General features: G+C 60.3%; 11 protein-coding genes. 7 read left to right on the plus strand and 4 right to left on the minus strand.

Annotated features, from left to right (window positions below; genetic code table 11):
* Positions 1-48: 48 nt before the first annotated feature.
* From AC1DWG_RS11575 to AC1DWG_RS11600, 6 genes are read left to right on the plus strand one after another with little or no spacing between them, the layout of a single operon-like run.
* Positions 49-840, plus strand: coding sequence for a YfaP family protein (locus tag AC1DWG_RS11575; protein WP_477764463.1), 792 nt, complete (start codon positions 49-51; stop codon positions 838-840).
* A gap of 39 nt (positions 841-879) precedes the next feature.
* On the plus strand, positions 880-2,592 hold the full coding sequence (locus AC1DWG_RS11580; protein ID WP_477764464.1) for a DUF2138 domain-containing protein: 1,713 nt from the start codon (positions 880-882) through the stop codon (positions 2,590-2,592).
* On the plus strand, positions 2,589-3,227 hold the full coding sequence (locus AC1DWG_RS11585) for a DUF1175 domain-containing protein (RefSeq protein ID WP_477764465.1): 639 nt from the start codon (positions 2,589-2,591) through the stop codon (positions 3,225-3,227). The genes AC1DWG_RS11580 and AC1DWG_RS11585 overlap by 4 nt, the downstream gene beginning before the upstream one ends.
* Entirely contained in the window at positions 3,224-7,783 is a 4,560-nt protein-coding gene (locus AC1DWG_RS11590; protein WP_477787824.1) for an alpha-2-macroglobulin family protein, read from the plus strand. Before AC1DWG_RS11585 ends, AC1DWG_RS11590 begins: the two co-directional genes overlap by 4 nt.
* Positions 7,761-9,404 (plus strand): DUF2300 domain-containing protein, encoded by a 1,644-nt coding sequence (locus AC1DWG_RS11595; protein WP_477787825.1) that lies wholly within the window; start codon positions 7,761-7,763, stop codon positions 9,402-9,404. Before AC1DWG_RS11590 ends, AC1DWG_RS11595 begins: the two co-directional genes overlap by 23 nt.
* 3 nt (positions 9,405-9,407) lie before the next feature.
* Entirely contained in the window at positions 9,408-10,220 is an 813-nt protein-coding gene (locus AC1DWG_RS11600) for a YfaP family protein (protein ID WP_477787826.1), read from the plus strand.
* On the opposite strand, the gene AC1DWG_RS11605 is transcribed toward AC1DWG_RS11600, so the two are convergent.
* The gene (locus tag AC1DWG_RS11605; RefSeq protein WP_477787827.1) at positions 10,207-10,413 is read right to left on the minus strand and encodes a hypothetical protein; all 207 of its coding nucleotides are present in this window, start codon (positions 10,411-10,413) and stop codon (positions 10,207-10,209) included. The two genes, AC1DWG_RS11600 and AC1DWG_RS11605, sit on opposite strands and share 14 nt — an antisense overlap.
* Positions 10,414-10,603: 190 nt before the next feature.
* On the opposite strand from AC1DWG_RS11605, the gene AC1DWG_RS11610 reads away from it, so the two are divergent.
* Positions 10,604-11,617 carry a PDDEXK nuclease domain-containing protein gene (locus tag AC1DWG_RS11610; RefSeq protein ID WP_477787828.1) on the plus strand — a complete coding sequence of 338 codons (1,014 nt, stop codon included), beginning with the start codon at positions 10,604-10,606 and terminating at the stop codon, positions 11,615-11,617.
* Between the two features lie 298 nt (positions 11,618-11,915).
* Here the strand turns inward: AC1DWG_RS11610 and AC1DWG_RS11615 are convergent, their stop codons facing one another.
* The 3 genes from AC1DWG_RS11615 to AC1DWG_RS11625 all read right to left on the minus strand — a co-directional run bounded on the left by AC1DWG_RS11615 (position 11,916) and on the right by AC1DWG_RS11625 (position 14,345).
* The gene (locus AC1DWG_RS11615; protein ID WP_477752883.1) at positions 11,916-12,662 is read right to left on the minus strand and encodes a LexA family transcriptional regulator; all 747 of its coding nucleotides are present in this window, start codon (positions 12,660-12,662) and stop codon (positions 11,916-11,918) included.
* A 229-nt stretch (positions 12,663-12,891) separates the two neighbouring features.
* The gene (gene ppa / locus AC1DWG_RS11620; RefSeq protein ID WP_007894323.1) at positions 12,892-13,419 is read right to left on the minus strand and encodes an inorganic diphosphatase; all 528 of its coding nucleotides are present in this window, start codon (positions 13,417-13,419) and stop codon (positions 12,892-12,894) included.
* 113 nt (positions 13,420-13,532) lie between these two features.
* The gene (locus tag AC1DWG_RS11625; protein ID WP_477787829.1) at positions 13,533-14,345 is read right to left on the minus strand and encodes a M90 family metallopeptidase; all 813 of its coding nucleotides are present in this window, start codon (positions 14,343-14,345) and stop codon (positions 13,533-13,535) included.
* Between the last annotated feature and the right edge of the window lie 3 nt (positions 14,346-14,348).

Here is a 14,348-nt window from a genome sequence, read left to right on the forward strand (position 1 = left end):
GCCCAGGATCAGGCGCAAGGTTTCGTCATGCATGGCAGGAGGCGTCGCATGCGCTCATTTCTTTTGCTGCTGATCGGGTTGGCTATCGCGCCCGTGATTCTGGCCGCGCCGAATGCCGAGTTGTCGGAGCCGGTGGGTGGCTGGCGTTACAACGGTCTGCTGGACCGTAGCGAAAACCCGCAAGTCGCCTATCCCACGCCACCGATTGATAGAGGCGTGCAGCGCAACCGCACGATGATCGAAGGCCGCCTCAAGGCCCTCGGCACTCAGCGCGGGCCGCACACCTTGGCGGTCAATGGCAATCCGCTGAATCTCTATACCGACGAGCAAGGGCGTTTCGCCCGGCCGTACGCGTTTGGTGCCGGTTCCAACAGCGTCGAAATCCGCAGTGCCGAAGGCCAGTCGCTCAAGCGTGTTCAATTCTATGAAGCCAACAACCTGCGCACTCCGGCGAAGATTCGCGTGGTGCTGGGTTGGGACGATCCGAAGGCCGAACTCGACCTGCACATCGTCACGCCCGATGGCCAGCATGCCTTCTGGGCGCACCCGGCCTTGACCAACGGCGGCGGCCTCGACCCTGACGGCGTCGATGGCCCGGGTCCGGAAATGTTCACCATGACCGCACCGCTGCATGGCACCTATCTGGTTTACGTGAACTATTGGGGCAACTTCGGCAGCGGCGGCTATAACTTCGATGAGACAAGCAACCAGAACGAGGTGATTACCTCGCAGATCAACCTGGTGCTCAACGAAAACACCGTCGATGAAAAACGCGAGACGTTCCTCGTGCCCCTGCGCGCAATCGGCGACCTGCTGCTGGTCAAGACTTTCAACTACTAAGCATCCCCGCTCCACGGATGAACATCGGGTTTTGTGAACATGAGTGATAGCGCTGTTACTCCGGCCGCTGGCGCACCAGCGGCCAAACATTCCCTGCATTGGCCGACACTGCTGATCGGGATATGCCTGGTCGTCGTTGTGGCCGGTGGGTTGGGGTGGTTCATGCACAAGCCCAAGGCCCCGGCGCCTGCGTTGGCCAGTGACAAACTGGGCATGAGCCGCCCGGATGGCTTGCTGGAAACCCATTCCCTGAGCCAGTTGCCCAAGGACTTGCTGGCAGTGCCGTTTCTCAAGGAAACCCTGACCGAAGACTTCGTCTTCTATTACGAAAGCCATGCCGACCGCCTGGGGTTGATCGGCAGCTTGCGGCGGATCATCTACGAACATGACCTGAAACTGCAGGACACCTTGATCGAGCGGCTGTTCGATCAGCCTGCCGACGTAGCGTTGTGGCGCGGGGCGGATGGGCGGCTCAAGGATTTCCTGCTGGTGATGGATCGCGGCGGGCTGGCCAAGGTGCTGGAGCCGCTGGCCAAAGTGGCGCTGGACGACTCGCAGTTGAGCAAAGTCGCTGACGTGAAGGTCGGCACCGACGACGTGGCGCTCTATCAACTCAATTACAACGCCAGCAAGGCGCTGCTGTTTGCGTCCCATGGCGACAAACTGGTGGTGCTGTCCAACCCGGCGAAGCTCTACGATCCACAAAGCGGTGCAACGGAAGAATCGGGCAGCGTATCGACCACGGCCATTGCCGCGTTGCTCAATGGCGACAAACTGTTTCCCGAAGCTTTCGGCCTGCCGCCGCGTGCTCCGGAGGTGAAACAACGCCTGTCGGTCAATGCCAGTGTGCTGGCCATGGGGTATCAGCGCTTCATTCCGAATTTCGCTGGCCTGCGTTTCGACATGGACGACAAGGGCTGGCACAGCTTCCTGGCCATGGATGAACTGGAGAATCAGCCGGACTTCGATTTCAAGCCGATCTGGCAAGCCATGCCGATGGGCGCCAGCGCTTGCGTGGCGTTGCCGCTGGCTGCCGAACAACAGAAACCGCTGCTGGTGAAACTCGGTGCCGAGGAGAAGGTGGCTCAGGCGCTGACCGAACACATGGCCGGCGCGGCGGGCCTGTGCTGGTATGCCGATTCGCGGTTGTACACACCCTTACTGGTGGCCAGCCTCAACGATGATGGCGGCGGCAAACTCGATGGAGATTTGGGCAGTCTGTTCGGCTCGATGGTCGGTGCCTACGAGAGCAATGTCGAAGAAGGCGCCTTCCCGGTGGTGGAAAAACAGCAAGGCCAGAGCCATCAGTGGCAACGTCAGGTCAGCTCCAGTTTCGGTCCCTATACGGCCAAGGAAGCTCAAGATCCCGATGCCATCAGCGGCAAGGCGTTCATGCGCGTGAGCCTGGCGCGTCACGGTTCGATGCTGCTGTTTTCCCTCGATGACAAGCTGGTGGACAAGGCTCTTGGCACCCTCGACAAACGTTTCCCGCCAATGGCCGACGTGGTGCCCAAAGACCTGCTGATGCCGGTCTATTTCGGTCCGGAGTCCATGGCGCAACTGATGCAGCAGGAAACCCTCGACAGCCTGCCCCAGGACATGGAACCGGTGTTCTACAACGCCGCGCAAACCTACCTGATTCCGAAACTGCGCAAGCTCGGCGGCTACGGCAAATACGCTCTGACCTTGCCCGAAGGCAGCGAGCCCGACGGCCATTGGCAGTGGCTGCCGCTGGAGTGGAAAGCCCTGTGACGGCATTGATCCGAAGTCTCGGCCTGTTGGCGCTGTTGCTGAGCGCGGGTGCCCGCGCTGTCGAGACACCGCCGCTTGACCCACAGCAATCCCAGGTGTTTCGTGCCTGGTTCGTGCGCATCGCCCAGGAGCAACTGAGCCAGGGCCCGAGCCCCCGTTGGTATCAGCAAGACTGCGCCGGACTGGTGCGCTTCGCCGCTAACGAAGCGCTGAAAGTCCATGACGACAAATGGCTGCGCAGCAATGGCCTGTCCAATCGTTATCTGCCGCCGGAGTTGCAATTGAGCGATGCCCAGCGCGGTCTTGCCCAGCAATGGCAGCAGGGCGGCGGCAAAGTCGGGCCATACGTCAATGCGATCAAATTGATCCAGTTCAACAGCCATCTGGTCAGCCGCGATGTGGCTCAAGCACGCCCCGGCGACCTGATGTTTTTCGATCAGGGCGACGACCAGCACCTGATGATCTGGATGGGCCGCTACATTGCCTATCACACCGGCACCACCACACCCACCGACAACGGCATGCGTTCGGCAAGCCTGCAGCAACTCATGACATGGAAGGACACCCGATGGATACCCGACGCAGCCAACCCCAACTTCATCGGCGTCTATCGACTGAATTTTCTTTCCCAATGACCGGTGCCCGCATGCTGCGTTTTCTGTCTCTGATGTTGGTATTGGTGCTGCCTTTCTCGGCGGTTGATGCGGACGACTCGGTCCCGTCCAGCGGCTATGCACCAGTGGCCGGCGAGAGTTTTTTCCTGCTGGCCGACAGCAGCTTTGCCAGCGATGAACAGGCGATGGTGCGCCTCGAAGCGCCGGGTCGCGACTATCGCCGGTTTCGCATGGAGCCCTACGGTGGTGCCGACATTCGGGTGTATCGCATCGACAAGCCAATGGATTTTCTCAAGCGCCAGAAGAACCTGCATCGGGTGGTCAGCGATGGCCAGTTCAAAGGTGAAGGGCTGTCCAACACTCTCGCTTACCTGTGGGACAACTGGTATCGCAAATCCCGTCGGGTGATGCAGCGGGCGTTTTCCTACGAGTCGCGTAAACAAGTCACCGAGGAAGTGCCGGAGCTGAAAATGGGCGACGCGATGGCCGCGCCAACACCCTACGATGCGCAGCCGCAATTCGCGCTGATACCGGGTTTGCCGGTGGTCAGCCAGTTCCGTTATCCGTTGTGGCAGGCCAAGCCGATCCAGCCACCTGCAGGGGTGAACCTGGCCGGTTCTTCCAGTGAGTTCGTCAGCGTCGCGCCGGGCAACGTGTACATCCCGTTGGGCCATCTCAAACCGGGTCTTTATCTGGTGGAGGCGCTGATCGGCAAGTACCGCGCGACCACCATGGTGTTTGTCTCCAACACCGTGGCGGTGAGCAAGATTGCCGGTGACGAATTGCTGGTGTGGACTGCGCGCAAACACGAAGGCAGCTCGGTGCCGAAGGTCAATGTGCTGTGGACTGACGGCCTCGGCGTGATGAGCAGCGGCGCCACGGATGCCGATGGTTTGCTACGCCTGAAACACGTCAGCCCCGAGCGCTCGTTCGTGATCGGCGAAGACGAAGAGGGTGGGGTGTTCGTCTCCGAGAACTTCTACTACGACAGCGAAATCTATGACACCAAACTCTATGCCTTCACCGACCGGCCGCTGTATCGGCCGGGGGACTGGGTGTCGCTGAAAATCGTCGGGCGGGAGTTCAAGAATGCCCGGGATTCGGTGCAGCCCACCCCGGCCGACGTCAACGTGACCGTGCTCGATGCGACCGGCACGGCGCTGCAATCCCTCGATCTGAAACTCGATTCCAAGGCTGGCACTCAAGGCCGATTCCAGTTGCCCGATAACGCCGTGGCCGGTGGTTATGAACTGCGTTTCAACTACAAGGATCAGGCCTACAGCAGCGCCTTTCGTGTCGCTGAATACATCAAGCCGCACTTCGAGATTTCGCTCAATCTGGCCAAGCAGGATTACCGTACTGGCGAGCCGGTCAAGGGCAACCTGGTGCTGCTGTACCCGGACGGAAAACCGGTGGCCAATGCGAAATTGAGTCTGAGCCTGCGCGCCCAGCAACTGTCGATGGTCGACAACGAACTGCAATACCTCGGGCAATTTCCGGTGGAGCTGACCAGCACCGAATTGACCACCGATGCCAAGGGCAACGCGTCCCTCGACTTGCCGGCTGCCGACAAACCGAGTCGCTACATGCTCACGGTGTTTGCCAGCGACGGTGCGGCGTATCGGGTCAAGACCACCAAGGAAATCCTCATCGACCGTGGCGCGGCGAATTTCCGCTTGAGCGCGCCTCGGCGTTTCAGCGCGGTGGGTGACAGGGTTGCCTTCAGCTACACCCGCGAAGGTGAGCAGGTCGATGCCGTTACGCCGGGCAGCTACGGCTGGGTACGCCTGGAAGACCAGAGCATCGGCGAAGGCAAACTCGCGGCAATCGACAAGGGGTTCACCCTGGCCTTTGACCGGCCGGGCACCTACAACCTGACGCTCAGGGATGATCATGGCCGGGTGGTCGGTGCCACCGGTCATTCGGTTACCGGCGAAGGTGTCAAAGCCGTACCCGGCACCGTGGAAATCGTCCTCGACAAGCCCGAGTACATAGCAGGTGATGAGGCGCTGGCGCTGATCACTTTCCCCGAGCCAGTGAGCGATGCGCTGCTGTCTCTGGAGCGCGATAAGGTCGAAGCCACTGCGTTACTTTCCAAAGGCGACGACTGGCTGAAGATGGAAAAACTCAGCGATACCCAATACCGCGCGCGCATCCCGGTGAAGGACGGTTTCGCGCCGAACCTGACCTTCTCGGTGCTGTACACCAAGGGCGGCCAGTACAGTTTCCAGAACGCCGGCATCAAAGTGATTACGCCGCAGATCGACGTGGCCATCGCCACCGATAAAGAGACCTACCAGCCGGGCGAAACCGTCTCGGTGGACCTGACCACCCAATTCGCCGGCAAAGCGATTCCCGCGCACCTGACGGTCAGCGTGGTCGATGAAATGGTCTACGCGCTGCAACCGGAAGTCGCGCCGAGCATCGACCAGTTCTTCTATCACCCACGGCGTAACAACGTGCGCACCAGCGCCAGTTTGTCGTTCATCAGTTATGACGTCGCCCTGCCGGGCAGCCCCGGTGCACCGGGCAAAGCCAATCGCAGTGAGCGCGGCGTGAAAGTGCTGGAGCGACCGCGTCGCGAGGATGTCGACACGGCGGCGTGGCAACCTGAGTTGCTGACCGATGCCCAAGGCAAAACCCGCTTCACCTTCAAAATGCCCGACTCCCTGACCCGCTGGCGCATCACCGCCAGGGCCATCGCCGATGGTGGTCAGGTCGGGCAGAAGAAGCAATTCGTACGCTCGGAAAAACCGCTGTACCTGAAGTGGAGCGGCCCGACTCGATTCCGCGCCGGCGACAAACCGGACCTCGGCGTGTTCGCCTTCAGTCAGGCCGAGAAACCGGTCAAGGCCGAACTGGTGACTCGCTACGTCGGCAACGAACAGCGCGTGCCATTGACCTTGAACAGCGGCATCAATTACATCCCGTTGCCGGCGATTGAACTGGCCAACGGCGAGTGGAGCGCCGAGCTGGTGCAGGACGGCAAAACCGCTGACGCCCTGACGGTGCACCTGAGCGCGACCGGTGAAGGCTGGCAGGTGATTCAAACCCAGAGCCTTGATGTGGGTGAGGGCGATACGCCGCTGACGTTGCCGACAGACGCCAGTGATATCCGCCTGCGTCTGGATGACAGTCCGCCAGCGTTGTTCCGTTCTGCCCTCGACGACCTGCTGAGCTACCCCTACGGTGGCGTCGAGCAGACCGCCAGTCGCCTGTTGCCGTTGAGCATCGCCTACCCGACGCTGGCGGCGAATCCGCAGATCCGCGATCGCCTGCGCCTGATCATGCAAAACAGTCGCTTGCGCCTGGTGCAAATGGCTGGCCCTTCGGCGTGTTTCACCTGGTGGGGCATGGACGGCGAGCCGGATGCGTTCCTCACCGCTTACGCCTATTACGCCGACTGGCATGCCAGCCAGGTGCTTGAACTGAGCCTGCCGCCGGAGCATTGGCAGCGGGTGCTGGAGGTCTACGCCAAGCAGGCGAAGAGCACGCCGCTGTTGCAGCGGGCGCTGATCCTGTCGTTTGCCCGACAGATGCAGTTACCGGTCAACACCTTGCTCAGTGGCTTGATGGACGACCTGGCGAAAGCGGGCGAGGGCACTGCCGCGAATCTGATGGAAGACGGCGAAGACAGCCTCGTCATGAGCGATCCGGATTCAGCCTTGGGGCTGGCGGCCGCACGGGTGCTGACGGCATCGCTGGCCAGGCAAGCGAAGGTCGCTTTGCCGGATGTGTTCAACCGGCAACTGGCCGACGCGCAGCAACGTCTGGCGGTCAGTTCCCAGCCGTTTGCCGAAGCGCTGAACCTGTCGCTGCAGCCCTTCGATCAGGCTCACGCTCAAGCGTTGTTGCAACGTTTGTTGCCGCAGCAATCGACCCTGGAGCGTGCGTTGGCGTTGACCTGGCTGCAACGCAGCATCGAGCAGGCATCGCCCACCATTGCATTGGCGCCGGGTGAAGGCTGGAAGAAGCAGTACGGGGTTTCTGGTGAGATGTATTGGACGTGGCAGGGGGCTGCGCCCGTGCCGACGGTATTGACGCTAAGCGGCGCGCAAGAGCGTCCGTTACGTGCTGCACTGAGCTACCGCAGCCAACAGCCGGCGGTCGATCCGATGGCCGTGACCATCACCCGTCGCCTGTCGCGACTGGTGCCGGGGGATGAAGCCTTCACCTTCAAACTCGAAGCGGTCGGCAATGCGCCACTGTCGAGCGATAACCTTTATCTCGACGAAGTGATCGTCACCAGCAAAGCCGCCAGACCGTTGCGTTACGGCATGCTGGAAGTGCCGCTGCCGCCGGGCGCCGATGTCGAGCGCACCACCTGGGGCATCAAGCTCATGGGCAAGGCCGACACCGAGCCAACAGCGCTGGAGAAGGCGCGTTTCGAACCGGGGCAAATGGCTTATGCCGTTCCGGTGGATGCCTTGAGTGGCGAGTTGCGCCTGCGGCACTTGGTGCGTTTCTCGCAGAAGGGGCAGTTCAACTTGCCGCCGGTGCGTTTCACTCAGGTTTATGCGCCGCAGCATCAGGCGCTTGAACAAAAGGCAGCCCTTGGCCAGGTTACGGTTCACTGACGTGCACAGGCTGCTGATAGGTGGGTTGCTGTGTTTGATCCCTGTGCTGGCAACGGCGCAGGACGAACCTTTGCGCCTGGCCTTCAAGGGCGACTTGTTTTCGTTGAGCCGAACGCAGGTGATCACCCGCGAACCGTTACCGCAGACCTTGCAGACGCCGCTGGGCAGTGTGTGGAAGTTGTTCGTCTACGCCTGGCTGGTGGACACCGGCGCGCGTGAGCCGGCTTATGAATGTCGCGGCCAGTCGAAGGAAGAGGTTTATTGCTGCACGGCGGGCGGCAGGATCGAGCGTGATCAGGCGTTGGTGAAGTCGTGCGGTCTGTATTTCGAACCCGCGCGGTTGGGCATTGGCGATGCCGACTGGCGAGCCTATTGGCAGGCGCGGCAGGCGCCGCAATGGGTGCTGGATTTGCCTTCGTTGCAACCGGCTACCCGGGTTTCGGTGGCGGAACTGTTGAAGGTGCTGTCGGTACTGCCGGCACAGGATCAAGCCCGACGTGTATTGCTCGATGTGGTGCTCAATGCCGGCGATGGCCATGTCGTCGGCGAACTCGGAAGCCGTCTGCGGGTGAAGACCTGGAGCTGGTTGGCGGATCAGGATGCTGCGTTGCGTCAGGGCGGGTTTGCCGGTTGGACGGCGGATGGCGCATCGGTCTGGTCCGGAGGACGGGGCACCAGTCAGCGGGTACTGCGTGATTTCGCGCAGGCACTGTCTACGGTGATTCCCGCTTCATGGCCTGCGGATGCAGGGAAATGCGTAGAGGTCGACCTGTTCTCGCGCTATCCACTTCGGCGCGTGCTGTCGGGGGGCAGTGTGGTGACTTCCGGAGCGTTGCAGGGAGACTACCGTGTTGAATTCGCCAACGGTAATGCGCTGGATATTCACAGCGACGGCGAACTATTCCTGCTCAACGACAAGCTCGTCGCCCGGCTGGATCGCGAAGAATACGTCGCCCGTGTTCTCCAGCGCGAAGCCAGTGCCGAACCGGTCGAAGCCGCCAAAGCCCTGGCCGTGGCCATCCGCACCTACCTGCTGCAAAACGCCACGCGCAGCGGTGACTGCCTGAGCATCGACGACAGCAGCAGCCGTCAGCGGGTCGCACCGCGTCCGGCGTCGTCCGGGTCTCGCGACATCGCCGCGTGGACCAGCGACCTGGTCCTGGCCGGCAGCACCGTCACCTACCATTCCGATCAACCCGGCCCGGACAAACTGTCCTGGCAGCAAGCCGTCGAACAGGCACGGGCCGGCCAGCGTTACGACGCCATCTTGCTGCACGCCTACCCACGCGCCAGTCTGAGCCGCTGGGACAACCCGGTCGCGTCCTGCGAAGCGTTGCCCGTCGCACAAGAATGGCTGCAGAAACAACGGCGCGGCTGGCGCCCAAAGCTTGAAAGCGAAACCGGCTACAACGAAGTCAGCACCTTCGCCGTATGCCGCCTGGCCTTCGGCCGCCCCTATGTCGACCGCGAACGTCAGCGCATCTACGTACGCGGCGCGCAGACGCTGCAAGAACGCCTCGACCTGACCCACGAATACCTGCACCTGGCCTTCGAAGCACACCCCAACGGCCAGGATGAAACCTACATCGAAGGGCTCGCCCGCCACCTCTTGCTGGAATAGGCCATGAAACTCCGTTATCCACAGGTCTTGCTGTTTCTCTGTTCGCTGGTGGCGTTGCCATCGGTGATGGCGGCTGACAGCGTCAAACTCGATACCCCCGCAGGCGGTTGGCGCACCGGCGCGCCTGAGGGCGAAGGGGAAAGCTTCCGGCAGACCGTCAACTACCCGGCCTCGTCGGTGAATACCCCGGCAGGGCAGGGCAACACCGCTCGCATCAGCGGGCAGATCAAAGCCACACCGAAGTCGACAGAGCCCGGCCGGCTGATCGTCAACGGGGTGAGCATGCCGCTGAAAATCGACCCGGCCGGCCGCTTCGATCGCCCGTTCTCATTCCCCAACGGCAGCAACAGCGTCGAAGTACGCAGCCCTGATGGCCAACAACGTCACCGCACGCAATTTCTCAACCGCAGCGGCGGTGCGACCCCGGCCAAGTTGCGCGTTTTGCTGTCGTGGGACAGCGATAACACCGACCTCGACCTGCACCTGATCACCCCTGACGGCGCCCACATCTGGTACGGCGACCGCGTCGCCCCCAACGGCGCAGCGCTCGACGTCGACGTCACCACCGGCTACGGCCCGGAGATCTTCGCCATGCCCGCGCCAATCAAGGGGCAATATCTGGTCTATGTGAACTACTTTGGCGGTGGCTACAGCAGTGATGAAGAGGGGCAGGAAGACGCGGTGCAAGCGCTGACCACGGCGCAGGTGACGGTGATTACCGAGGAAGGCACGCCGAGCGAGAAGATGGAGACGTTCCTGGTGCCGATGCGTGCGGTGGGGGAGCTGACGTTGGTGAAGTCATTCAGCTATCCGTGAGGTTGAGGTACAACTTGCGCAGGGTTTGCACACGATTGCGCCCGTGATCCTTGGCGCCATGTAGGGTTTCATCTGCCTGTGAAAGCAGGCTCGAAAGGTCGTAGCCTGACTCGCGGGTGAAAACGAGCGGGACAATATCGACCCCTCGACCCCGCCAACTGACCAGCACCACACCCAGCACCGCCAGCAGCATCATTGCACCCAGATAAGACAGAGGAAGGACGGGGTGGATTTAGCATCGACCATTTTTGCTTTGCACGTGTTCTCTGGGCGGGATGGAGGCTTATTAGTGTTGTTTCATGCAGAAATACATTGTGTATGTTCCTGCGTCAGTATCAGGAGTAGTTGAGAGGGCCCTCCAACCGACATGGAAATGCCCTGACGTGAATGACCTTCCTGGCAATACCTCCCTCGATTCAGCTTTCAGCGAAATTACCCAACTGATTGTGACCGCGCGACAACGCGCCATGCAGGCGGTCAACACAGAGCTGATTGAGCTGCACTGGCAGGTTGGGGCCTACATTAGTCGCAAGATTGAAGCGGCGGAGTGGGGTGACGGGGTGGTGGCTCGATTGGCCACTCATCTCGTTCGTACTCAGCCCGGACTGCGGGGCTTTACCCGGCCTAATTTGTTTCGTATGCGTCAATTTTTCGAAGCGTACAGGCATGACGTAAAAGTCTCAGCACTGCTGAGACAATTGCCCTGGACACACAACATGATCATCCTCAACCAGAGCAAACAACCGGAGGAGCGTGAGTTTTACCTGCGCATGGCAATCCAGGAAAAGTGGTCGAGCCGCGAACTGGAGCGTCAGTTCAAGGCGGCTCTGTTTGAGCGTTCAGTGGTCAGCCCGGCAAAAGTGTCAGCACCGCTGCGACAAATTCATCTCCAGGCCCTGGATGTGTTCAAGGATACCTATGTGGTCGAGTTTCTGGCTCTGGAGCGTGGACATGCAGAGACAGACTTGCATGGAGGCCTGCTGCACAAGCTCAGGGACTTTCTGATCGAACTGGGCAGGGACTTCTGCTTTGTGGGTTCGCAATATCCGTTGCAGGTAGGTGGGCGTGACTTTGCGCTGGATCTGTTGTTTTTCCACCGTGGGCTGAACTGCCTGGTGGCGATCGAACTCAAGGTCGGGCGCTTTGAGCCGGAATACCTGGGGAAGATGGATTTTTATCTTGAAGCGTTGGACCGCAATGTCCGCAAACCACATGAAAACCCGGCGCTCGGCGTATTGCTGTGCGCGAGCAAAGAGGACGAAATCGTCGAGTACGCCCTGAACCGCTCACTGTCGCCTGCCTTGATCGCGGAGTACCACACCCAATTGCCAGACAAGAAACTGTTGCAAGCCAAGTTGCAGGAGTTTTATGCGCTGAATACTGAAGAAATTGAGTGATTCGCGAATCACTTTTTTAGACATTAAAAAGCCGGCTTGTGGCCGGCTTCTCGGGGACTGGCTTGGATCATTTTTGGTAAACCGCGCCAGCCTTCAAAACGTACACCCGGATCTTGCGTCCGGCTGTGGGACCTGGTGAGAAAGTCATCTGTCAGGTCAGTGCATCTGAGCCGCAAGGCGGGTCGATGCGCAAATGTGGGGCGCAGCATACGCAGGTTTGACGCAAATTCCCAGCGGGAAGTGCCGGGCAGAGCCGTTTGGCCGCCCGGGTGGGCGGCCGATGGGCGTTCTGGAGCGCTTAAAGAAACGGCAGCGCCGGCCGCCGTTTGTTCAGGGTCGACCACCAGAACACCCAGCCCAGCACCCTGATGTTCTGCTCTTCGATTTGGGCGGGTCTGAAGATTTCATCCGGGTATTCGGCGCGGTTGTGGCTGCGCAGTCGCAGGGAGTTGCCCGGTAGTCGGTGCAGGTACTTGATGCGCAGCATGCCGTCATGTTCGATGGCGTAGATCTCGCCATCGACAATCTGGGTCAGGCCACGGTCAATCGCCAGGGTCGAACCGTCTTCAATTTTCTCGCCCATGCTATTGCCGCTCATAAGGGCGCAGATGGCGTCGGCGTGGTTGATTTCCAGGGAATCGAGGTGGCTGCGGGGCAGGCGGATGGATTTCTCGGGGTCTTCTATAACGTGGGTTATGTTGGAACCCGGGGCGGTGACAGCTTCTTTGAGGAATGGCAGTTCGACGTCGACAGGCTCGATGACTGTATAGACACCGCGGATGGTCTGGGCATCGAAGATGTTGCCGGAGTCTTCGAGCAGGCGCAGGTGCTGGGCATCTTTCGAGCCTTCGCCGGTTTTCAGCCAGTCGCTGCTGACGGAGAGTTTTCTGGCGACTTCTTCCATGCAATGGGCGGGCACACCGCGGGTGTACCAGTTATGTACATTTTGCGGAGCCGTATCCAGGAATTCGGCAAATCCGGTGGTCGTGATGTTCGCTGCTTCGAGGAGAGCCTTGAAGCGTGGGCCGCTAGTGTTCTTTTTCATGAACGCGAGTCTACTGGCGGCTAACAAGGGTTTGAATAAACGCCTCGTTCAAATTTCGCGGGAAATTTACGACGGGATGTAAGACGCTCTTGGGGAATTTTAAACAAGTAAAAACCAAGATCGAGCAGGGTTAAACGTTATGTTTAGCGCACTTATCAAGCGCCCACAAAAAACCCTGGTTCAACCAGGGTTTTTCTTGAAGCTTGTCGCTTGAAGCTCGCGGCCGCTCTTAACCTTTATAGGCAGCAACCGACTTGGTGATCGCGTCGCGGGCGGCGTCTGCGCCGGCCCAGCCTTCGATCTTCACCCATTTGCCTTTTTCGAGATCTTTGTAGTTCGCGAAGAAGTGCTCGATCTGCTGGATCAGCAGCGCTGGCAGGTCGGTGTATTCCTTCACGTCGACGTACAGCTGGGACAGCTTGTCGTGTGGGACTGCGATGACCTTGGCATCGCCGCCGCCATCGTCGGTCATGTTCAGGATGCCGACCGGACGAGCGCGGATCACCGAACCTGGAGCAACCGGGTAAGGGGTTACAACCAGCACGTCGAGGGGATCACCGTCGTCAGCCAGGGTGTTCGGGATGTAACCGTAGTTGGCCGGGTAGAACATTGGGGTGGCCATGAAACGGTCAACGAACAGGCAATCGCTGTCTTTGTCGATTTCGTATTTGATCGGCGCGTGGTTGGCCGGAATCTCGATCGCGACGTAGATGTCGTTCGGCAGGTCTTTGCCAGCCGGAATCTTGCTGTAGCTCATTGGGCGTTGCCCCCGTTAGTTGACCAAAAACACTTGGCCGGATTGACCAAAAAGTGGCGGCGATTATAGGCATATTCCTGGATCGACGCCACGCACCAGAAGTCGTATGGCGCTCACTGGTGTGCCTGATAGACAGGGTCATGCGCCTTTAGTTGCTTCAACCTCGCCAGAGGGTCCTGGCGATAGAACAACTTCAGCTGCTGGTACACCTGTGGATAAGCCTCGTGCAGCAAATCCGGGGCGCTGAAGAAGTATTCGCTGGTGACGGCGAAGAACTCGGCAGGGTTTTCCGCGGCATACGGGTCGATAGGAGTTTCGGCATCGGGATTGCGTTCCAGTTGCCGGTCGAGGTCGTCGTAGGCCTCTTGCATGACGTTGGCCCAGTCGCTGACGCGCATGTCGGCATGCAACGGCGGCAGGCCGTTGGCGACGCCATTGAGCATGTCGAGTTTGTGCGCCAGTTCGTGGATCACCAGGTTGTAGCCTTCCCAGCCTCCGCTGGCCATTACGCCGGGCCAGGCGAGGATGATCGGGCCTTGTTGCCAGGCTTCACCGCTGTGTTCTCCGTCCCATTCGTGCTCGACGCCGCTGGCATCGCGATGGCGCTGGGGGCTGAGGAAGTCGTCGGGGTAGAGAATGATTTCGTGGAAGCCCTGATACCAGTTCAGGTCGCCGAGGTGCAGCAGCGGCAGTTGCGCCTGGGCTGCGAGCAGCAAGCGTTGTTCCTGATGCAGTTCGACACCGGGCAGGGCGCTCAGGTGCTTGTCTTCGAGGAACAGCACGCAGGCTTCGCGCAGCCATTGGTCTTCGGCGGCGCTGAGGCCATCGAGAAAACTCAGGTGATGGCGCACCCGTTGCCACATGTCATCGGCAATCGGGTGCTTTGCCAAGGTGCGCCGGCGACGCCAGGCGCTCAGGGACCACATCGT

This window comes from Pseudomonas sp. P4_B3 (assembly GCF_056402295.1).

Coding starts and splice junctions, on each gene's coding strand:
- AC1DWG_RS11600 (WP_477787826.1), top strand. CDS start 9,408: ATGAAACTCCGTTATCCACAGGTCTTGCTGTTTCTCTGTTCGCTGGTG.
- AC1DWG_RS11615 (WP_477752883.1), bottom strand. CDS start 12,662: ATGAAAAAGAACACTAGCGGCCCACGCTTCAAGGCTCTCCTCGAAGCA.
- AC1DWG_RS11575 (WP_477764463.1), top strand. CDS start 49: ATGCGCTCATTTCTTTTGCTGCTGATCGGGTTGGCTATCGCGCCCGTG.
- AC1DWG_RS11625 (WP_477787829.1), bottom strand. CDS start 14,345: ATGTGGTCCCTGAGCGCCTGGCGTCGCCGGCGCACCTTGGCAAAGCAC.
- AC1DWG_RS11580 (WP_477764464.1), top strand. CDS start 880: ATGAGTGATAGCGCTGTTACTCCGGCCGCTGGCGCACCAGCGGCCAAA.
- ppa (WP_007894323.1), bottom strand. CDS start 13,419: ATGAGCTACAGCAAGATTCCGGCTGGCAAAGACCTGCCGAACGACATC.
- AC1DWG_RS11590 (WP_477787824.1), top strand. CDS start 3,224: ATGACCGGTGCCCGCATGCTGCGTTTTCTGTCTCTGATGTTGGTATTG.
- AC1DWG_RS11605 (WP_477787827.1), bottom strand. CDS start 10,413: ATGCTGCTGGCGGTGCTGGGTGTGGTGCTGGTCAGTTGGCGGGGTCGA.